22 protein-coding genes are annotated in these 18,139 nt (G+C 74.4%); 11 read left to right on the plus strand and 11 right to left on the minus strand.

Annotation, left to right across the window (positions count from 1 at the left end; genetic code table 11):
- Positions 1-8: 8 nt before the first annotated feature.
- A complete protein-coding gene (locus tag E1300_RS17910) occupies positions 9-788 on the plus strand; it encodes a phosphodiesterase (protein ID WP_131758159.1) in 780 nt (259 codons plus the stop codon).
- A gap of 21 nt (positions 789-809) precedes the next feature.
- Here the strand turns inward: E1300_RS17910 and E1300_RS17915 are convergent, their stop codons facing one another.
- A complete protein-coding gene (locus tag E1300_RS17915; RefSeq protein ID WP_131758160.1) occupies positions 810-1,778 on the minus strand; it encodes a helix-turn-helix domain-containing protein in 969 nt (322 codons plus the stop codon).
- Between the two features lie 98 nt (positions 1,779-1,876).
- Between E1300_RS17915 and E1300_RS17920 the strand changes: the two genes are divergently transcribed.
- A complete protein-coding gene (locus E1300_RS17920) occupies positions 1,877-2,923 on the plus strand; it encodes a saccharopine dehydrogenase NADP-binding domain-containing protein (RefSeq protein WP_131758161.1) in 1,047 nt (348 codons plus the stop codon).
- Between the two features lie 42 nt (positions 2,924-2,965).
- Here the strand turns inward: E1300_RS17920 and E1300_RS17925 are convergent, their stop codons facing one another.
- Positions 2,966-4,381: a dihydrolipoyl dehydrogenase family protein gene (locus E1300_RS17925; RefSeq protein ID WP_131758162.1), complete on the minus strand. Its 1,416-nt coding sequence runs from the start codon at positions 4,379-4,381 to the stop codon at positions 2,966-2,968.
- Positions 4,382-4,553: 172 nt separating this feature from the next.
- On the opposite strand from E1300_RS17925, the gene E1300_RS17930 reads away from it, so the two are divergent.
- The 3 genes from E1300_RS17930 to E1300_RS17940 are packed head-to-tail and all read left to right on the plus strand — an operon-like array spanning position 4,554 to position 7,838.
- Positions 4,554-6,071, plus strand: a complete 1,518-nt coding sequence (locus tag E1300_RS17930) for an FAD-dependent oxidoreductase (protein ID WP_165502891.1) — start codon at positions 4,554-4,556, stop codon at positions 6,069-6,071.
- 14 nt (positions 6,072-6,085) lie between these two features.
- Positions 6,086-7,216 (plus strand): hypothetical protein, encoded by a 1,131-nt coding sequence (locus tag E1300_RS17935; protein WP_131758163.1) that lies wholly within the window; start codon positions 6,086-6,088, stop codon positions 7,214-7,216.
- Positions 7,217-7,220: 4 nt separating this feature from the next.
- Positions 7,221-7,838, plus strand: a complete 618-nt coding sequence (locus tag E1300_RS17940; protein WP_131758164.1) for a TetR/AcrR family transcriptional regulator — start codon at positions 7,221-7,223, stop codon at positions 7,836-7,838.
- A gap of 6 nt (positions 7,839-7,844) precedes the next feature.
- On the opposite strand, the gene E1300_RS17945 is transcribed toward E1300_RS17940, so the two are convergent.
- The 5 genes from E1300_RS17945 to E1300_RS17965 all read right to left on the minus strand — a co-directional run bounded on the left by E1300_RS17945 (position 7,845) and on the right by E1300_RS17965 (position 10,945).
- A complete protein-coding gene (locus tag E1300_RS17945) occupies positions 7,845-8,471 on the minus strand; it encodes a dihydrofolate reductase family protein (protein WP_131758165.1) in 627 nt (208 codons plus the stop codon).
- On the minus strand, positions 8,468-8,947 hold the full coding sequence (locus E1300_RS17950; protein ID WP_131758166.1) for an SRPBCC domain-containing protein: 480 nt from the start codon (positions 8,945-8,947) through the stop codon (positions 8,468-8,470). Before E1300_RS17950 ends, E1300_RS17945 begins: the two co-directional genes overlap by 4 nt.
- The gene (locus E1300_RS17955; protein ID WP_131758167.1) at positions 8,944-9,279 is read right to left on the minus strand and encodes an ArsR/SmtB family transcription factor; all 336 of its coding nucleotides are present in this window, start codon (positions 9,277-9,279) and stop codon (positions 8,944-8,946) included. The genes E1300_RS17950 and E1300_RS17955 overlap by 4 nt, the downstream gene beginning before the upstream one ends.
- A 62-nt stretch (positions 9,280-9,341) precedes the next feature.
- A complete protein-coding gene (locus tag E1300_RS17960; RefSeq protein ID WP_207399813.1) occupies positions 9,342-9,869 on the minus strand; it encodes a GtrA family protein in 528 nt (175 codons plus the stop codon).
- Between the two features lie 62 nt (positions 9,870-9,931).
- Entirely contained in the window at positions 9,932-10,945 is a 1,014-nt protein-coding gene (locus tag E1300_RS17965) for a GlxA family transcriptional regulator (RefSeq protein ID WP_131758168.1), read from the minus strand.
- A gap of 73 nt (positions 10,946-11,018) precedes the next feature.
- Between E1300_RS17965 and E1300_RS17970 the strand changes: the two genes are divergently transcribed.
- Positions 11,019-11,351, plus strand: coding sequence for a cupin domain-containing protein (locus E1300_RS17970; protein ID WP_242619216.1), 333 nt, complete (start codon positions 11,019-11,021; stop codon positions 11,349-11,351).
- Here E1300_RS17970 and E1300_RS17975 read toward each other — a convergent pair.
- Positions 11,348-11,953, minus strand: a complete 606-nt coding sequence (locus E1300_RS17975) for a TetR/AcrR family transcriptional regulator (protein WP_165502892.1) — start codon at positions 11,951-11,953, stop codon at positions 11,348-11,350. The two genes, E1300_RS17970 and E1300_RS17975, sit on opposite strands and share 4 nt — an antisense overlap.
- A gap of 196 nt (positions 11,954-12,149) precedes the next feature.
- Here E1300_RS17975 and E1300_RS17980 point away from each other — a divergent pair, with 196 nt between their 5' ends.
- Complete coding sequence (locus E1300_RS17980) at positions 12,150-12,818, plus strand: class II aldolase/adducin family protein (protein WP_242619217.1); 669 nt, start codon at positions 12,150-12,152, stop codon at positions 12,816-12,818.
- Between the two features lie 21 nt (positions 12,819-12,839).
- Positions 12,840-13,952: a hypothetical protein gene (locus E1300_RS17985; RefSeq protein WP_131758171.1), complete on the plus strand. Its 1,113-nt coding sequence runs from the start codon at positions 12,840-12,842 to the stop codon at positions 13,950-13,952.
- 23 nt (positions 13,953-13,975) lie between these two features.
- On the opposite strand, the gene E1300_RS17990 is transcribed toward E1300_RS17985, so the two are convergent.
- Entirely contained in the window at positions 13,976-15,037 is a 1,062-nt protein-coding gene (locus tag E1300_RS17990; protein WP_131758172.1) for an MBL fold metallo-hydrolase, read from the minus strand.
- A 91-nt stretch (positions 15,038-15,128) separates the two neighbouring features.
- Between E1300_RS17990 and E1300_RS17995 the strand changes: the two genes are divergently transcribed.
- Both E1300_RS17995 and E1300_RS18000 read left to right on the plus strand, forming a co-directional pair.
- Positions 15,129-15,953: an SAM-dependent methyltransferase gene (locus E1300_RS17995; RefSeq protein ID WP_131758173.1), complete on the plus strand. Its 825-nt coding sequence runs from the start codon at positions 15,129-15,131 to the stop codon at positions 15,951-15,953.
- Between the two features lie 10 nt (positions 15,954-15,963).
- Entirely contained in the window at positions 15,964-16,758 is a 795-nt protein-coding gene (locus E1300_RS18000; RefSeq protein WP_131758174.1) for a class I SAM-dependent methyltransferase, read from the plus strand.
- On the opposite strand, the gene E1300_RS18005 is transcribed toward E1300_RS18000, so the two are convergent.
- Both E1300_RS18005 and E1300_RS18010 read right to left on the minus strand, forming a co-directional pair.
- Positions 16,755-17,180 carry a VOC family protein gene (locus E1300_RS18005; RefSeq protein ID WP_207399817.1) on the minus strand — a complete coding sequence of 142 codons (426 nt, stop codon included), beginning with the start codon at positions 17,178-17,180 and terminating at the stop codon, positions 16,755-16,757. The genes E1300_RS18000 and E1300_RS18005 overlap by 4 nt on opposite strands.
- Before the next feature lie 11 nt (positions 17,181-17,191).
- On the minus strand, positions 17,192-17,764 hold the full coding sequence (locus tag E1300_RS18010) for a cysteine dioxygenase family protein (protein WP_131758176.1): 573 nt from the start codon (positions 17,762-17,764) through the stop codon (positions 17,192-17,194).
- A 106-nt stretch (positions 17,765-17,870) separates the two neighbouring features.
- Between E1300_RS18010 and E1300_RS18015 the strand changes: the two genes are divergently transcribed.
- On the plus strand, positions 17,871-18,139 hold a 269-nt coding region (locus E1300_RS18015; protein WP_207399814.1), incomplete at its 3' end, for a response regulator transcription factor.

Here is an 18,139-nt window from a genome sequence, read left to right on the forward strand (position 1 = left end):
GGAGACACATGACCGCGCAGGCCCCACGGACGGCCGGGCAGGAACCCGGCACCCGCACGGGTGCCCCCGGCCCCGGCGACTCCCAGCACGGCCGACCGGAGAAGGACTCCGACCCGTCGGACCTCGTGCGGCTGCCGTTCCGGCTCGCCGCCCGGCTGCGTCACGCACGGGCCTTCCACCCGATCGGCCGCAGCTACGACGGCACGCTCCGGATCACGCGGCCGGTCGGCGCGGACCTGCTCGGCGAGGGAAGCGAGCTGCCCGTGCACGTCCGCCTGTCGAAGGCGACCGGCATACCGGGCGGCCTGCCGGACGTCTTCGGCATCGCGGTGCGGATACCGGCCGGGGAGGGCGCGGTCGATCTACTGTTCGCCTCCTCCCGGACGGTGCCGGGCCTGCGGCACCTGCCGCTGCCGTGCCGGAGCTTCACCACCGGCCCCTACAGCACCCTCATGCCGTACCGGCTCGGTGACCGGACCAGGATGCTCGGCCTGTTCCCGCACCCGGAGCGTCCCGGCCCCGCCTCACTCGACGAGCTGGACGACCTCGTGGCGCGGGAGCCGCTCGAATTCGTCTTCGCCGTCGCACCGCTGACCGGCCTCTGGGACGCCCACGGGATCCTCCGGGTGCACACGCACACCGCCGAGCGTGTCGGCGCCTTCGATCCCGAAGTGAACCGGCTGCCCGACCTGCGTCCCACCGGACCGTTGCAGACGGTCCGCGTCCTCGCCTACCAGGGCTCTCGCCAGGGACGGCACGCGCCGAGCCCGACCGACCCGCCCGCCTGAGCCCGGCCTCGGCCGTGTCTATCAGACGGGCGCGCGGGCGGCGTCGTCGCGCCGGCTGCGGAACGTGCGGCGGTAGGCGTCGGGGGGCACGCCGACGGTGCGGTTGAAGTGGCGCCGCAGCGTCGCCGCGGTGCCCATGCCGGTGGCCTCGGCGATCGCGTCCACGCTGTCGTCCGTCGTCTCCAGGAGCTCCTGGGCCCGGCGGATCCGCTGGGTCAGCAGCCACTGCAACGGCGTCGTCCCCGCCACGGACCGGAAGTGGCGGCCGAGGTGGCGCGAGCTCATGTTCGCCCGGCGGGCCAGGTCGTCCACCGTCAGCGGCTCGTCCAGCCGCTGGACGGCCCACGCGAGCAGGTCGCTCAGCGGATGCGCCCGCGGCTCGGGGACGGGCGCGGCGACGAACTGCGCCTGCCCGCCGGGCCGGTGCGGCGGGACGACCAGCTTCCGGGCGACCGCGTTGGCGATCACCGAGCCGTGGTCGCGGCGGACGAGGTGCAGGCACAGGTCCATCGCGGCGGCCTTGCCCGCGGAGGTGAGCACGTCGCCCTCGTCGACGTAGAGGACGTCCGGATCGACCTCGACGCGGGGGTAGCGGGCGGCCAGCGCCTCGCTGTGCAGCCAGTGGGTGGTGGCGCGCCGCCCGTCCAGCAGCCCGGCGGCGGCCAGCACGAAGGCGCCCGTGCAGAGGGACGCGACCCTCGCGCCCGCCTCGTGGGCCGCGCGGACGGCGTCCACGAGGTCGGCGGGCGGGTCCGTGTCGGGCTCGGCCCAGCCCGGGACGATCACCGTGGACGCCCGCGCGAGCCGGTCGAGTCCGGCGTCGGGTTCGAGCAGGAAGCGCCCGTCGGCCCGCACGGGGCCGGCCCCGCAGACGACGAGCTCGTACCAGTGCTCGACCGGAACCGGGGGAAGGGTGCTGAACAGCTCGAATGCCAGGGCCATCTCGAAGTGGAGGATCCCGTCGGCGATGGCCACCGCGACGTCGCTCACGTCCGAAAGTGTACGCATCATGTCGTTCCGGACGCTCGCGCGGGGGTGCGGGCGACCGCCACGATGTCCGTGTGAGCGCAGCTGACAAGGGAGAACTGATGGCGACGGGATCTGTGGTGGCGGTCTACGGGGCGTACGGGCACACCGGCCGCTTCGTCGTCGCGGAACTGCTGGAGCGCGGGTTCGTGCCCGTCCTGGTCGGCCGCGACCCGGAGAAGGTCGCCGCTCTGGCGGCGTCGTACCCGGACCTCGACGCCCGGCCGGCGCCGGTCGACGACCCCGCGGCGCTGGACCGCGCGCTCGCCGGCGCCGACGCGGTGATCAACTGCGCGGGGCCGTTCGCCGACACGGCCGCCCCCGTGATCGAGGCGGCGCTGCGCGCCGGGATCCCCTACGTGGACGTCGCCGCCGAGATCGAGGCGAACGCCGACACGTTCGCGCTGTTCGCCGGCCGGGCCCGCGCCGCGGGCGCCGTGGTCGTCCCCGCGATGGCCTTCTACGGCGGGCTCGGCGACCTGCTCGCCACCGCCGCGATGGGCGACTGGACCGAGGCCGACCGGGTCGAGGTGGCGTACGGCCTGGACAGCTGGCACCCCACGCCCGGGACGCGCGCCGCGGGCAAGGTCTCCCACCGGCGGCGGGACGGCCGGCGCGTCCGCTACGCGGGCGGCCGGCTGGAGTACCGCGACGACGAGCAGCCGGTCCGCACGTGGTTCTTCCCCGAGCCGGTGGGCGCCCGCGACGTCATCGGGGAGTTCTCCATGGCCGACATCGTGACGGTCCCCAGCCACGTGCGCGTGCCCGAGGTGTGCACGTACATGACCGTCGAGGCGGCCCGGGACATCGCCTCCCCGGACACGTCGGCGCCCGTCCCGGCCGACGACAGCGGCCGGTCCGCGCAGTCGTTCCTCGTGGACGTCGTCGTGCGGCGGGGCACGGCCGAGCGGTGGGCCACCGCGCGCGGCCGGGACATCTACGCCGTCACCGCGCCGCTCGCCGTGGAGGCCGTCGACCGCGTCCTCACCGGCCGGACCCGGGCCGTCGGGGTCGTGTCGGCGGGCGAGGCCTTCGACGCGGCGGACTTCCTCAAGGCGCTGTCCCCGCACATCACGGTCGACTTCGACCCCCGCCCCCGCACCGCCTGACGACCGCTCCGGCCGCGCCCCCCGGCCGGGCGGCCCGGCGGGTCAGCCGCGGTAGGTCTCCAGCAGGCGGAGCCACACCTCGCTGAGCGTGGGATACGACGGGACGGCGTGCCACAGGCGGGAGAGGGGGACCTCGGCGGTGACCGCGATCGTGGCGGAGTGGAGCAGTTCGGCCACGCCCGGCCCGACGAAGGTGACGCCGAGGAGCGTCTCGCGGTCGAGGTCCACCACGGCGCGGGCCTGGCCCTGGTAGCCGTCGGCGTAGAGCGCGGCGCCCGCCACGTCGCCGATCGCGTAGTCGACCGCCCGCACCCGGTGCCCGGCGCGCTCCGCCTCCGCCAGGGTGAGGCCGACGGACGCCGCCTCGGGATCGGTGAAGACGACCTGCGGGACGCCCCGCTCGTCCGCCGTGGCGACGCTGCGTCCCCAGTCGGCGGTGTCGAGCTCCCGCCCGGCGGCGCGGTCGGCGATCGCCGTACCGAAGATCCGCCCCTGGTACTTGCCCTGGTGGGTCAGCAGCGCGCGGCCGTTGACGTCCCCGGCCGCGTACAGCCACCCGTCCGCGACGCCGGTCGCGCGCCCGGTGGAGTCGACCTCGATCGGCCGGCCCGGCTCCAGGCCGACCGTCTCCACGCCCAGGTCCTCGGTCGCCGGGACCCGGCCGGTGGCGAACAGGACCTCGTCGGCGGTCACGGTCCCGCCGCCGTCCAGCGTCAGCGTCACCTCGCCGTCGCGGCGCGCCTCGGTCACGGACACGCCGAACCGCACGTCCACGCCCGACTCCCGGAGCCCGCCGGCCACCAGCTCCCCGGCGAACGGCTCCATCCGCGGCAGCAGCCGCGACCCGCGCACGAGCAGGACGACCTCGCTGCCCAGCGCGCGCCAGGCCGTGGCCATCTCGCACGCCACGACGCCGCCGCCGACGACGGCGAGCCGCGGCGGGACCTGCTTGGACGCCGTCGCCTCGCGGCTGGTCCAGGGACGGACCTCGGCCAGCCCGGGCAGGTCGGGCAGCGCCGCGCGGGTGCCCGTGCACACGGCGACGGCGTGGCGGGCGGTCAGGACGCGCTGCCCGCCGTCCGGGGTCTCCACGGCGACGCGCTTCGGCCCGTCCAGCCGCCCGCGGCCGCGCACCAGGACGAGCCCGGCGCCTTCAAGCCACTTGACCTGGCCGTCGTCCTTCCAGTTCGAGGTGAAGCCGTCCCGGCGCTTCAGGACCTCCGCCGCGTCCAGCGGCCCGGTGACCGCCTCGCGGGAGCCCGCGACGCGCCGCGCGTCCGCCAGCGCGGCGGCCGGGCGCAGCAGCGCCTTGCTCGGCATGCACGCCCAGTACGAGCACTCCCCGCCGACCAGCTCGGCCTCCACGACCGCCACGCTCAGCCCGCCGGCGTGCGCCCGCTCCGCCAGGTTCTCGCCCGTCGGCCCGGCCCCCACCACCACGACATCGAACTCGTCCATGACGCCCTCTTCCTGATCGTCCCGCCCCTGTCCTCCCTGCATCCTCCCGGACGGCACGCCCTCCCGGCGCCGGGGGCGCGCCACGGCGCGGAGACCGTCCCGCGCCGGGGGCTGTTGACCCGGCGGGCGCTGGATCATACATTCACTCACAATCTGTATGAATGGAGGCGGCATGCGGGGACGGACGGCCGTGGTGCTCGGCGGCAGCGTGGCGGGGCTGTGCGCCGCGGGAGTGCTCGCGGAGCACTTCGACGAGGTGGTCGTCCTGGAGCGGGATCGGCTGCCGCCCGACGCCCAGCACCGCCGGGGCGTCCCGCAGAGCAAGCACCCGCACTTCCTCCTCAACTCCGGCCGGCGCGCGATCGGGAAGATCTATCCCGGGTTCGAGGAGGCGCTGATCGCCGCGGGCGGGATGCACCTGATGCCGTCCATGGACGCGGCGTACTGCGAGAACGACGGCTGGGCTCCGCGCAAGCAGGGCTCGATGACGATGGTCTACAGCTCCCGGGTGCTGATCGAGCGGGTCCTGCGCGAGCGGGCCCGCGCGCTGCCCGCCGTCGACATCCGCGAGGGCGTGACCGTCACCGGCCTCCGCTGCACCGGAGGCGGCACCGCGCGCGGGCGCGTCGAGGGGGTCGAGTACCGCACCGCCGACGGCGACGGCCACCTGGCCGCCGACCTCGTCGTGGACGCCCTCGGACGCGGCTCCTCGGTCGCCGACTGGCTCGGCGCGGCGGGCTGGGCCGCGCCGCCGGAGAGGACCCTCGACGCCAAGGTCACCTACACCTCCCGCTGGTACGACCTGCCCCCGGCCGGCGACCGTCCCGCGTCGTGGTGGTGGAAGCACCTCGTCGTCACGCCGACCCAGGACACCGGCGACCACCCCGAGGAGCACGAGTTCCTCAGCAACTTCTTCCCCATCGAAGGCGACCGCGCCATCGTCTGCATGGGGTCCTGGGGCCTGCGGATGCCCCGCGACGCCGCCGCGTTCGAGGCCGCGGCGGACCGCGTGCGGGCCACCGCCTTCGGCCGCGCCACCCGCGCCTGCACGCCGACGTCCGAGGTGCACGTGACCCGCTCGACCGGCAACAAGTGGCGCCGCTACGACCTGCTGGACGCGCCCCCGGCCGGGCTCGTCTGCGTCGGCGACTCGATCTGCGCCTTCAACCCGTTCTACGCGCAGGGGATGAGCTCGGCCGCCCGCTCCGCGCTCATCCTCGGCGAGACCTTCCGCGCCCACGGCGGCACCGGGCCCGCGTTCGTCCGCGCGTTCCTCGACCGGCAGAAGACGTCCCTCGACGTGCCCTGGATGCTCGCGATGGCCCGCGACCAGGCCTACGACTTCGCCACCGGCACCGAGGTCGCCCCCGCCTGGCGCCGCAGGCTGGCCGCCCGGCTGAGCTGGCCGGTCTTCAACGCGATCAACGCCGCGAGCCGCGAGGACGCCTACGTCGAGCGGACATTCGCCGAGGTGTTCAACCTCGACACGTCGCTCCGCGAGATGGCCGCCGACCCGCGGTTCTGGTTCGGCATCGTCTGCTACAAGGTGCGGCAGCGGCTCGGCCGCACCGTCGTCCCCGGCGGGTTCGACGAGCGCCGCGACCCGCCCGGCACCGACTACACCGGCTATACCGGACGGGCGGGCGCGCCCCCCGCCGGCACCGGCCGCGACGACCTCGTCCAAGCCTGACCGGAGAGCGGACCATGGACCACGCCTGTGACGCGACCGCCGAGCGCGTCGCCCGGAGCCTCGGTTTCTCCTGCCGCGACGCCGACCCGCTGGTGAGCTTCCGCAACCCGTTCGGGCTGGAGAACGGCACCATGCCGGTCCTCGAACTGCTCGTCGTCGGCGGCGCGGTGTTCGCGCTCGTCCACGCGTGGCGGCGCTGGCGGCGCGACGGCGACCCCGTCAACCTGTCGCTGTGGTTCGCCTCGGTCGTCTACCTCGCCGTCATCGAGCCGCCGCTCTACTTCCCGGGCTGGTTCGGGCTGGAGGACCAGGTCGGGTTCATCTTCTCGCACAACGTGTTCACCGTGCAGTTCATGTACGACCGGCTGCCGCTCTACATCGTGGCGTTCTACCCGGCGATCTCGCAGCTCGCGTACGAGCTCGTCCGGGCCCTCGGCGTCTTCGCCCGGCGCGGGCCGCTGGCCGGCGCGGTGGCGGTCGCCTTCGCCTGCCAGGTCTTCTACGAGATCTTCGACCACCTCGGCCCCCAGCTGAAGTGGTGGGCGTGGAACCCGGACAACAGGATGATCAACCAGCCCGCGCTGGCCTCGGTGCCGATGAACAGCATGCTCCTGTTCGCCTCCGTCTCCTTCGGCGCGATGACCTACCTCGTCGTCCGCCTGGCCGGGACGGACGACCGCCGCCGATCCCTCACCGGCGGTGGCCTCGCCTGGCGCACCGTCCTCGCGGGCGCCGCGACACCGCTGGCGATGATCATCGCGAGCGCGCCCAGCGGCGCCTTCCGCGGCGAGGACCAGCTCGGCGTCCAGCGGGCCGTCCTCGGTATCGAGCTCGCCGCGGTGTGGATCGCGGGCCTCTACCTCCTCGCGGACGCCTGGCTCGCACACCGCGCGGGCGCGGTGCCCCCGGTCGCGTCGCCGGGGTTCGTGCGGACGTACCCGGCGCTGTACCTCGGCGTCCACATCGTCCTGTGGCTGGTCGCCCTGCCCGCCTACCTGTCGGCGACCGGGGGCGTCACCGAGCAGGGCACCCCCGTCGGAAGCCTCTGGTACGCGTCGCTGTGCGCCGCCGCCGCGACCGCGATCCTGCTGGCCGCGCTCCGCGCGAGCGCGCCCCGAACCGCCCCGGAGCCTGTGCGATCCTAGGGCCATGGGGCACCACGGCTGGGGAGGGCGGCCGCCCGCGTCGGACGCCGAGGCCCGCCAGCGCATCGTCGACGCGACCGCCCGCTGCATCGACCGGCACGGCGTCACGAAGACGACCCTGTCCGACGTCGCGAACGAGCTCGGCGTCACCCGGCAGACCGTCTACCGCCACTTCGACCGGATCAACGACATCGTCGCCGAGGTGGCCGCCCAGGGCGCGGAGGCGTTCGTCGACCGGCTCGTCGCCCACCTCCAGGGCACGGCCGACCCGGCCGAGGCCGTCGTCGAGGGCATGGTCTTCTGCCTCCGGACGATCCCGACCGAGCCGCGCCTCAGCCTCCTGCTGCAACTCGGCGACTCCAGCGCGTTCGGCCGCGGGGCCACCACCGCGGACACCATCGCCTACGGCGCCCGCATGCTCCGCCGCTTCCCCGTCGACTGGGACGCCGCCGGCGTCGGCGACGACGACCTCACCGGCCTCGCCGAGATGATCATGCGCCTGCTGACCTCCCTCCTCCAGCACCCGAGCGACCCGGCCCACGACGAGGCGCACCTCCGCGCCCTCCTCACCCGCTGGCTGGCCCCGGCCCTGAACCGCGCCCCCGCACCGTCCCCCCGCTGAGGGGGGTCAGGCGAAGGCGGCGAGGCCCTCGTACCCGGCTCGCGGCGCCTCGCCCGTCGTCTCGTATTCGAGAAGCAGCAGGCCGTTGTCCGTCGCCTCGTGGTGGACGAGGCGGAGGCCGGACGTGGCGCCCGGCCCGGCCAGGAGCCGGCGGCCCGTCCGCAGGACCGTGGGCGCCACCACGAGGCGGAGGACGTCGACCATGCCCGCCGCGAGCAGCGTGTCACCGAGGCGGGCACTGCCGTGGATCTGGAGTTCCCGTCCCGGACGCGCCTTCAGATCGGCCACCGTCTGGACCGGGTCGCCCTTGAGCACGGTCGCGGGTTGCCACGCGCCCTCGGTGAGCGTGTTCGTCACGACGTACTTCGGCAGCGCGTTCATCCGCTCGGCGAAGGGGTCGGCCGGGTCGGTGACCCGCGGCCAGTCGCGCGCGAACGCCTCATAGGTGCGCCGGCCGAGCAGCAGGCCGTCGGCGAGGTCGAGCCAGCCGGAGGCGCGCTCGACGAACGCCCGGTCGATGTGGGGGACGAGCCAGCCGCCGGCCGCGAACCCGTCGCTGGTGTCCTCGTCCGGTGAGCCGGGTCCCTGGCTGACCCCGTCGAGCGTGACGAACTCGGTGAGGCTGATCCTCATCGCGCCGCCTCCCGCTCGATGAGGGCGGCGAGCTGGCCGGTGACCGTGCCCCAGCCGTCGGCGAAGCCGAGCTTGTCGTGGCGGGCGCGGGACTCCGGGTCGCCGTGCCGGACGACCAGCCGGTAGTCCGTGCCGTCCGGATGGTCGGCGAAGGTGATCTCGGCGGTCATCGCGACCGGCGCCGGGTCGGCGGGACGCCAGGCGCCGTCCACGGCGTTGGTGAACACGATCCGCTCCAGCTCGTCGACGGCGAGGAAGCAGGCGTCCAGGTGGGGGCCGAACGCGGCGCCGCCGCCGTCGCTCAGTTGCGTGACGAACGCCCCGCCGGGACGCAGGTCCAGGCGGTCCACCCGGCAGCGGGACGGGGCCGGGACCCACCATCGCTCCAGCCGGGACGGGTCGGCCCAGGCGTTCCACACGGCCGTGCGCGGAGCGCGGATGATCCGCTCCAGGCCGAGGTCGAGGTCGGGGTTCACTGCTTCTCCTCCGGGTCGGTGACGAGGCGTTCGAGGCGGTCGGTGCGGCCCTCCCAGATCCGGCGCTGCTCGGCGAGCCAGTCGTCGACGAGGGCGAGCCGCTCGCGGTTGAGCACGCAGGTCCGCACGCGGCCGGACTTGACCGTGCGGATCAGGTCGTTGGCCTCCAGCGTCCGCACGTGCTTCATGAACGAGGGGAGGGTCATCGGGAAGTCGCGGGCGAGGTCGCCGACGCTCGTGGGGCCGTGGCCGAGGCGCCGGACGACCGCGCGCCGGGTCGGGTCGGCCAGGGCGACGAAGACGCCGTCCAGCTGCGCCGAATACTGTGCCATGCGGCTAAGTATTGCGGTCCGAAATGGTTAGCGCAAGGGCTAACTGTTCGGCGTCCGCCGGTTCAGGGCCGGGACGTGTCCCGGAAGACCAGCCAGCGCATCGCGCTGTACATGTAGAGGGCCTCGCAGAGGCCGGCGGTGAGGCGGGCCAGGTGGTACTCCAGCCCCAGCCAGGCCAGGCCCCAGCCGACGCCGAGGATGAACGCGGCGTAGTTGACCGCGATGACCGCCGCGTAGACCGCGGCCTGCTGCCCGATCGGCCCGTGCGAGCGGAAGTTGAGGCTGCGGTTCAGCAGGAAGCTCAGCCCGAACGCCAGCAGGTAGGCGAGCGTGATGGCGACGGGCAGGGGCCAGCCGAGGCCGCCGTGCAGCGCCGTCAGCAGGCCGAGGTCCACCGCGAACGTGAACCCGTTGATGAGCGCGAAGCCCAGGAAGCTCGGGGCGACGACGCGCGACAGCCCGAAGGGCAGCCCGCGCGCGACCGCCGCCATGAAGGCGTGGAAGGACGCCCCGGCCCCGGCGGGTGCCCGGCCGTCCAGGGGGATGACGGCCACCTCGTCCTGAGGGGTCACGCCGGTGTCACCGGGCACGGTCTTGAACGTCGTCGGTCACGCGAGAGCCCCCCGGCTGGATCCTGCTGCCGGTACACACGCTAGGGCAGGCCGCGTACCGGCACGTCGTCCGGGATGCCGATCCCGCGTCCACCGCGAGGGGGAGCCTGCGGCTCGGCCCGGAACGTCCGGCGGTAGGCGCCCGGGGTCGTGCCCAGCGCGCGGAGGAACCGCCTGCGCAGGTTGGTCGCCGAGGACAGGCCGACGCGTTGCGCGACGGCGTCCAGGGGGAGGTCGGACGACTCCAGCAGCTCCTGGGCCGCGGCGATCCGCTGCGCGAGCAGCCACTGCCCCGGGCCGACCCCGAGCTGGTCGGTGAACCGGCGGGCGAGCGTGCGCGCCGAGACGCCCGCGCGCGCGGCGAGGTCCTCGACCGACAGGGGCTCGCCGAGCCGCGCGGCCGCCCACTCCAGCAGCGGCGCCAGCGAACCGTCGATCTGCCCGGCGCGCGGCGGCGCCGAGTACTGCAACTGCCCGCCCTCGCGGTGCGGGGGCATCACCATGCTCCGCGCGACGTGCGCGGCGTACCCGGCGCCCTGGTCGGCGCGCACCAGGTGCAGGCACAGGTCGATCCCGGCGCCGGCGCCGGCGCTGGTGGCCACGTCGCCGTCGTCGACGTACAGCACGTCCGCGTCCACGTCGACGTCCGGGAACCGCGCGGCCAGCTCGTCCGCCCGCTGCCAGTGCGTGGTCGCGCGCCGCCCGTCCAGCAGGCCCGCGTGCGCGAGCGCGAAGGCGCCAGTGCAGATGGCGACGACCCGCGCCCCGCGCTCGTGCGCGCGGCGGAGCGCCTGGACGAGCGCGGGCGACGGCGGTTCCTGGACGGGCAGCCAGCCCGGGACGACCACGGTGTCCGCGCGTTCGAGCGCCGCGAGCCCCTCGGTCACCAGCATCGCGTACCCGGCGCGCGTGGTGATCGGGCCCGGGCGTTCGGCGCACACGCCGAACGTGTAGCGCGGCGGCAGCCCGGGCCGCCGCGTCCCGAACACCTCGGCCGCGCAGCCGAGCTCGAAGGTCGACTGCGCGGGACGGACGAGCGCCACGACGCGATGCATGGCAGCAAAGTACCGCAGGATGTCTTTTCTGACACTCGCTGCACGGTGCCGCACGCGGACAGGCTGGGGTGCCATGACGACAGAAAGCAGCATGCACGGCTATGTGTGGTCCAACGTCCGGGACGCCCCGGTCCGCGAGCTCTTCCCCGGTATCCGCTCGCATTCGCTGTGGTCGGGGGACAACGGCGCGAAGGCGTTCGTGCTGGAGATGGACCCCGGCACCTCCTGGGAGGGCGTCGACGTCCACGATCCCGGCCCGGAGGAGGTCTTCGTGGTCTCCGGTGTCTTCAACGACGGCGACCGCGACTATCCCGCGGGCTCCTTCATCCACGCCCCGGCGGGCTCCAGCCACGTCCCGCAGACGGAACAGGGCTGCACCCTGTTCCTCTTCTACCCCGAGGGCTAGGACGGGCCGCCGCTGCCGCACAGGCGCAGGGCGCTCTCCAGGCACAGGGCCGCCGCCTCCCGGGCGGTGAGGCGCCCGGCGGCGAGCTCCGCGGCGGCGGCGTGCTGGAGGCCGATGACGGCGGCGGCGAGCCAGGAGGCGGAGAGCGACGCGTCGAAGTCGCCCGCTTCCTGGCCCCGCCGGACGAGCCGCGCCAGCCGCGGCGGCACGACGTCGTGGGGGTCGTTCACCTTCGGCCGCGGGATCCCCGTCAGGGTCGGGTTGAGCAGCAGCGGGTAGCGGTCGAGGAACCGCCAGCCCGCGTCGAGGAACCGGGCCAGCGCGTCGGCGGGCGGGGCGGTCTCCAGCTCGGCGGCGTCGAGCAGCGCGCCGTACTCGGCGGCCGCGGCCTCGATGAGGGCGGCGACGAGCGCGTCCCGCGACGGGAAGTGCGCGTAGACGGTCTGCCGGGTGACGTTCGCCCTGCCGGCGATCTCCTCCATGCTGGCGTCGAGCCGCTCGCCGAGGACGACGCGGGCCGCGTCGAGGATCGCGCCGATGCTGCGCCGCGCGTCGGACCGCCGGGGGCGGGTCCGCGCACCGGAGTCGAGCGCGTCAGCCATCCCGGTCACCGTAGCCGTCCGGTCGCGGCCTTGGAAACTCGCCGGGCCCCCACCCGTGCGGTGGGCGGGACCGGGGCGGGCGCGACCGGGGCGGGCGGCGTATCGTCCCTTTCGATCATGCATGCGGGCGCGACGAGAGGCGGAGCCGGATGACGAACGGACGGGCCGCGCGGTGACCCCCGCCGAGGAGGTCGCCGTGGGTTGCCGTGTGCTGGCCGCGCACGGCAACGCCGACCTGATCTGGGGCCACCTGTCCCTCCGCGATCCCGGCGGCGCCGGGGTCTGGCTGAAGGCGGCGGGCTACGGGATGGAGGAGATCACCCCCGAGCGGGTCGTGCTCATCGACCGCGAGGGGACGCGCCTGGACGGCCAGGGCCGCGTCCACCTCGAATATCCGATCCATACCGAGATCATGGCCGCGCGTCCCGATGTCGGCGCGGTCGTGCACAGCCATGCCGAGGCGGCCGTGGCCTTCGCCGCCACGGGCCTGGCGCTGCGTCCGGTCGGCCATGAGGGCACGTTGTTCTGGCCGCCGGACATCGCCCGCTTCACCGCCACCGGAGACCTGATCCGCGACCGTGCCCTGGGCGCGGCGGTCGCCGAGGCCATCGGCGACCGCAACGCGCTGCTGCTGCACCGGCACGGCCTGGTCACCACCGGACCCGACGTCCCCACCGCCGTCATGACCGCGATCTTCCTGGAGAAGGCCTGCCGGATGCAGCTCCAGGTCGCCGCCCTCACCACCGCCTACGACCACTCCGACGAGGACGAGGCCCTCGCCAAGCGCGCCCGCTGCTACTCGCCCGCGCAACTGGAGGCCGCCTGGGCCTACCTCGTCCGATTACTGCCCCGGGAAGCGGGCTGAGCGCTGCCGGGAGGAATGCGCATGTTGACCTGGGATCCGGATGCGATCGAGTTGGTCGAGTGGATCCGCGAGTGGGAGCGGCTCATCTACGGCGGACGCGTCCGTGGCCACGTCCTGCACGAGACGGTCGAAGCGGGCTACCGGCCGTACGAGTTCGAGCGTCCGCTGTCCGGCGTCGAGGAGGTCGCGGAGCTCCTCACGCGGTTCAGCGGGACGGACGTCACCGTCGCCGCGAGCCCGGGCCTCATGTGGTTCGGCGGTGCGGGAGGAGGCGAGCGGAACGGCCAATACGGCATCCACGTGGAGCCGGAGGAGGACGCCGAGCCTGTCGTGCCGTGGGGCGGCGTCTTCTCCAGCCCGGTGGAGACGGCGGCTTGGCTCGACGAGATCGCCCGCACGCTGCTCGACGTGTCCCTCAGCGTGGAGCTGTGGGATCTGCCTTACGCGGCTCCGGTCGAGATCCGCTTGGACGGCTTCGGTTCCAACGGCTTCTGCGCGTTCGAGGCGTGGACCGGTTCGCGCTGGCTCAAGGTGTCGTCCGTGCCCGTCGGGGCCTTCTCACTCGGAGTGTGGCCCCTGCTCCTGCCGCCCGTTCTGCAGGAACCGCGGGTGGATAGCACGGGCGCGCTGCACGCCTGGCTGGGGCCGCTCATCGGCTCCCTGCTGGGGACGCCTCTCGCGGCCCCCGAGTCCGACCGACCCCTGCACGAGCGTCTGACCTGCAAGGTGGTCAAAGCGAGCCGTGGCCAGGCGGCACTGTCGATCGGCTCGGTGGAGACCAACTGGCTGCGGACGGCCGATGACCTCCGCCCGCTGTTCCACCCGGTGATCTACCGCCCGTTCCGGCCCTCCGGCCCGCGCGACCTCGCCGGCTGGCTGGACGCGGTCGCGGAGGCCGTCCACACCGGCGAGACGATCTGGTCGTCCAACTGGTCCGGACACATCGACCCGTTCAAGACCCGAGGGGACTCCATGCGCGTCGCCGAGGACGTCTTCGCCCTCGGCCCGCCGGAGGAGTGCCGCGTCGACACCGTGGACGCCGACCGCATCGTGACGGTCATCCCGACGCCGGAAAGGTCGGTCACGCTGGCCGGATGGAAGGGGTCACGCGAGCCGGGCATACGGGGTGCCTGACCCGCCGGTACCGCGTGCCGCCGCTACGCCGCACCGGCGGTCAGGCGGTGGGTGGTGCCGCTGCCGCCCGGCACCCAGGCGCTGGGCAGGGCGGCGGCGAGGGCATGCTGGGCGCGCCAGCCGGTGCAGTGGCCGGGGACGACGAGATCGGGGGCCAGCTCGGTCAGCGCCGCCACCGTCGGGGCGATGACCGGCTCGAACGCCGGGCCGCCGAGGTGCAGGCCGCCGACGAGGGCGTGCAGCCGCTCCACGCCGGTCAGCCGCCGCGCGTGCCGGACGATGTTGACGGCGCCCGCGTGGCCGCAGCCCGTCAGCACGACCAGTCCGCGTCCCCGCACGTGGACGACCAGGGCCTGGTCGTCGATCACCGTGGGGTCGTGGACCCAGCCGGTGCCGGTCCACGCCTGGTGCGGCGGCGGCATGCCCCGCTCGAAGCCGGTGGTCCGGTCGACCTCGCCGGTGATCAGGACCGAGCCGTCCACGAGGAGGGACGGCACGCGCCGCTCGACGACCTCGAACCCCTCGCCGTTCAGCGCCCGCTTGCTCAGCGTGGGCAGCTCGTCGGCGGGGCTTCCCGGGACGGCGATCCGGCGCCGCGTCCACACCTCCGGGTGCACCACCATCGGCAGCGAGCGGACGCCGCGCGCCCCCGCCAGACCGGCGAGCCCGCCCGCGTGGTCGAAGTGGCCGTGGCTGAGGACGACGCCGTGGAGGTCGTCCAGCGCGATGCCGAGCCGTCCGGCGTTGGTGACCATCGCGCCGGGGGACAGGCCGGTGTCGAACAGCAGCGCGGTGACCCGGTCGCCGCGGCGGACCCGGACCAGCGCGGAGAAGCCGTGTTCGGCGATCATGCCGGCCGGGGTGCGGCCGCCCTCGAACTGCGGCGCCGCGACCATGCCCGCGCCCCTTCCCGGCCGCAGCGTGCGCTCGTCGCCGGTCAGCAGCGCGTCGAACACGTTGTCCACCAGGGTGACGATCTCCACCTCGTCGACCGGCTCCAGCCGGATCGGATCGACCGCCTCGCCCGGTGCGGGCTTCGGCAGGGAGGCCGTCACGTCGCCGGGTCCGGCGGTCGTCTCGCACATGCCCCGCAGCCTAGGACGTCACCGCCTGAGACAGGACGCGTGTTTCGCGGCGTAGGCCCCGTTTGACACGAGCCCGCGCTACGGTCGGTCAATGCCTTCCACATGGTCGGACGAACATGCGGGCTTCCATCCTGAGATCCCCAACGAGGCGCGCGTCATCGACTACCTCAGCGGGGGCAAGGACAACTTCGCCGTCGACCGGGAGCTCGCCGAGCAGGCCCTGCGGATCACGCCCGACCTGCGGCAGATCGTGATGCGCTCGCGGAGGTTCCTGCGGCGCGGGGTGGAGGCGCTCGTCGCCGCGGGCATGCGGCAGTTCATCGACGTCGGCTGCGGGCTGCCGACGCAGGGCAGCACCCACGAGATTCTCGGGGAGATCGCCGCGGACCACCGGCTCGTCTGCGTCGACAACGATCCGGTCGTCGCCGTCCACGCGGCGTCGACGTTCGGCATCGACGGGCCGGCCCGCATCGTGCGCGCCGACGCCCGCGATCCCGACGCCCTGTTCGAGCACCCCGTCATCGCCTCGACCATCCGGCCGGACGAGCCCGTCGGGCTCATCGTGCACTCGGTCCTCGCGGCCATCCCCGAGGACGACGTCGCCGAGCACATCGTCCGGCGGCTCGTCGCGCGCGTCCCGTCCGGGAGCCTCCTGCTGCTGTCCCACGCCGTCAGCGACCGCGACCCGGACGCGACCGGCCGGCTCTCGGAGCTCTTCCAGACCACCAAGACGATCCGGGGCGCGAGGACCCGCGCGAACCTGCGGTCCGCCGCCGAGGTGAGGGAGCTGATGCGCGGGCTCGACCTGCTGCCGCCCGGCATGGTGCCGCTGCACCGGTGGCGCCCCGGCCCCGACGAGGCCGGGGCGGAGTCCCTGTCGATGTCGTCGATCGGCGGCATCGGCCGCAAGCCCTGAGAGGACGACGGTGCGAGACGCCGCGAGCGGGCACGGGTCCGGTTACGACGCCGAACTCCAGCGGCACGATCGGGTGCTGCGGCGGGCCTGCGGCGTCCGGCCCGGCGACCGCGTCCTCGACATCGGATGCGGGACCGGACGGACGACCCGGCAGGCCGCGCGCGCCGCACGGGCGGGCAGCGCGCTCGGGGTCGACGTCTCCGCGCCCGCCATCGAGCGCGCCCGCGAGCTCGCGACCGGCGAGGGGCTCGGCAACGTCTCGTTCGAGCACGCCGACGCCCAGTCCCACCGCTTCCCGCCCGACCGCTTCGACCTCGCGATGAGCAGGTTCGGCACGATGTTCTTCGCCGACCCCGTCGCCGCGTTCGCCAACATCGGGCGGGCGCTGCGCCCGGCCGGACGCCTGGTGATGATGGTCTGGCAGTCCCCCGAACGCAACGAATGGGACGTCGCCATCCGCCGGGCCCTCGGGGACGCCGCACGGCGGGCACCCACCGGCCCGGACGCGTTCTCGCTCGCCGACCCGCCGGCCGTGGAACGGATCCTGGAGGCCGCCGGGTTCTCCGGCATCGCCTTCGCCGACGTCCACGAGCCGGTCTACTACGGCCCGGACGCGGCCGCCGCCCTCGACTGGGTCCGCGGCTTCACCTGCACCAGCGAGGCCTTGAACCGGCTGGACCCCGCCGGCTCCGCCCGCGCGGTCGGACGCCTGCGCGAGATGCTCACCGCGCACCAGCGCGACGACGGCGTCTGGTTCGACTCGCGGGCCTGGATCGTCACCGCCCACCGGGACCGGGCGTCCTAGCCGATCCGCTGGGCCAGCGCGACGATGATGCCCGCGGGGCCGCGGAGGTAGCAGAGCCGGTAGGTGTCCTCGTACTGCGCCACCTTGCCGACGAGCTCGGCGCCGTGGGCGCTCAGCCGTGTGATCGCCTCGTCGATGTCGTCGACGGCGAACATGATGCGGTGCATGCCCAGTGTGTTGTGCGGCGGGTTCGCCGGCTCGGGCGCGACCGCGGCGGGGGTGCGGTACCGCGCCAGTTCCAGCCTGCCGGAGCCGTCCGGGGTCCGCATCATCGCGATGTCGCACACGACGCCGTCGATCCCGACGGTGTCGTCCACGTAGGGTCCCTCGTTCCGCGCCCTGCCCTCCAGTTCGAGGCCGAGCGTGGCGAAGAACGCGATGGCGCCCTCCAGGTCGTCGACCACGATGCCGACGTTGTCCAGGCGTCCGACCGTCATGCGCTGTTCTCCTCACGTGCCTCGCCGCCGCGGATCGGGAGATCGTAGTAGCGGCGGACGCTGGAGCCGATGCGGCCGAGGTCCGTGCCGTAGACGTGCAGGGAGACGGCGGGGCCGTCGCCGGCGTTCCGGACGCGGTGGACGTCGCCGGGCGGCGCGAAGCCGCTGACGTCGCCGGTCGCGTTCGCGGTGGTCCCGGCCTCGATCAGGGCGGTGCCGTCCTCGGAGAGCGTGTACAGGTCCTCGTGCTCGACGCCGGCGAGGACGCCGAACACGCACCACGTCACGTGGTCGTGGACGCGGGTCACCGCGCCGGGCTGCCAGCCGATGGCCACCATCGAGAACGAGCCGTCCGGCTCCACGTGCAGGCGGTGACTGCGGTACGTGCCGCGCTCCCCGGCGAGCAGGTCCGCGGGAAGCAGGTCGAGCGACGGCGGGTGCGTGCGCAGGGCATCGGCCACCGCGGACGCGGTCTCGCGCCAGCCGGTGTTCCGGGCGACGGCCGCGCGCACCGCGCCGACCAGTTCGTCCAGGTCCGTGGTGGGACGCGCGGTTAAGGTGTTCCTCATCTTCCGCTCCTTCCGGGCATGCCTCCAGGGTCCGGCCGGAGCGGGTCCGCGGTCATCCGTGCCGGCCGCGGACCACCACGGACACCGCCACGGAAAGGGGCCTGCGGTGGCGGACGAATCCACTGAGCGGATCGCCGACCGGGTCTCCGAGCGCGAGGCCGAGGTGCTCGCCGCGCTCGGCGCGCGGCTGTCGAACGCGCAGATCGCGAACCGGCTGCACATCTCCGTGCGCACGGTGGAGAGCCACGTGTCGTCGCTGCTGCGCAAGCACCGCGCGGCCGACCGGTGGGCGCTGGCGGAGCTGGCCCGCGCCGGGGTGCGGGAGCCGGGCCGCGTCGCGGGCCTGCCCGCGTCCGGCACGACGTTCGTCGGCCG

This window comes from Actinomadura fibrosa, from assembly GCF_900659615.1.
In the GTDB taxonomy this organism is placed as follows: domain Bacteria; phylum Actinomycetota; class Actinomycetes; order Streptosporangiales; family Streptosporangiaceae; genus Spirillospora; species Spirillospora fibrosa.

What these genes read in the sequence shown, in the direction of transcription:
- E1300_RS17910 (WP_131758159.1), top strand. Translation starts at nt 9, where the DNA reads ATGACCGCGCAGGCCCCACGGACGGCCGGGCAGGAACCCGGCACCCGC.
- E1300_RS17920 (WP_131758161.1), top strand. Translation starts at nt 1,877, where the DNA reads ATGGCGACGGGATCTGTGGTGGCGGTCTACGGGGCGTACGGGCACACC.
- E1300_RS17925 (WP_131758162.1), bottom strand. Translation starts at nt 4,381, where the DNA reads ATGGACGAGTTCGATGTCGTGGTGGTGGGGGCCGGGCCGACGGGCGAG.
- E1300_RS17930 (WP_165502891.1), top strand. Translation starts at nt 4,554, where the DNA reads ATGCGGGGACGGACGGCCGTGGTGCTCGGCGGCAGCGTGGCGGGGCTG.
- E1300_RS17935 (WP_131758163.1), top strand. Translation starts at nt 6,086, where the DNA reads ATGGACCACGCCTGTGACGCGACCGCCGAGCGCGTCGCCCGGAGCCTC.
- E1300_RS17940 (WP_131758164.1), top strand. Translation starts at nt 7,221, where the DNA reads ATGGGGCACCACGGCTGGGGAGGGCGGCCGCCCGCGTCGGACGCCGAG.
- E1300_RS17945 (WP_131758165.1), bottom strand. Translation starts at nt 8,471, where the DNA reads ATGAGGATCAGCCTCACCGAGTTCGTCACGCTCGACGGGGTCAGCCAG.
- E1300_RS17955 (WP_131758167.1), bottom strand. Translation starts at nt 9,279, where the DNA reads ATGGCACAGTATTCGGCGCAGCTGGACGGCGTCTTCGTCGCCCTGGCC.
- E1300_RS17965 (WP_131758168.1), bottom strand. Translation starts at nt 10,945, where the DNA reads ATGCATCGCGTCGTGGCGCTCGTCCGTCCCGCGCAGTCGACCTTCGAG.
- E1300_RS17970 (WP_242619216.1), top strand. Translation starts at nt 11,019, where the DNA reads ATGACGACAGAAAGCAGCATGCACGGCTATGTGTGGTCCAACGTCCGG.
- E1300_RS17975 (WP_165502892.1), bottom strand. Translation starts at nt 11,953, where the DNA reads ATGGCTGACGCGCTCGACTCCGGTGCGCGGACCCGCCCCCGGCGGTCC.
- E1300_RS17985 (WP_131758171.1), top strand. Translation starts at nt 12,840, where the DNA reads ATGTTGACCTGGGATCCGGATGCGATCGAGTTGGTCGAGTGGATCCGC.
- E1300_RS17990 (WP_131758172.1), bottom strand. Translation starts at nt 15,037, where the DNA reads ATGTGCGAGACGACCGCCGGACCCGGCGACGTGACGGCCTCCCTGCCG.
- E1300_RS17995 (WP_131758173.1), top strand. Translation starts at nt 15,129, where the DNA reads ATGCCTTCCACATGGTCGGACGAACATGCGGGCTTCCATCCTGAGATC.
- E1300_RS18010 (WP_131758176.1), bottom strand. Translation starts at nt 17,764, where the DNA reads ATGAGGAACACCTTAACCGCGCGTCCCACCACGGACCTGGACGAACTG.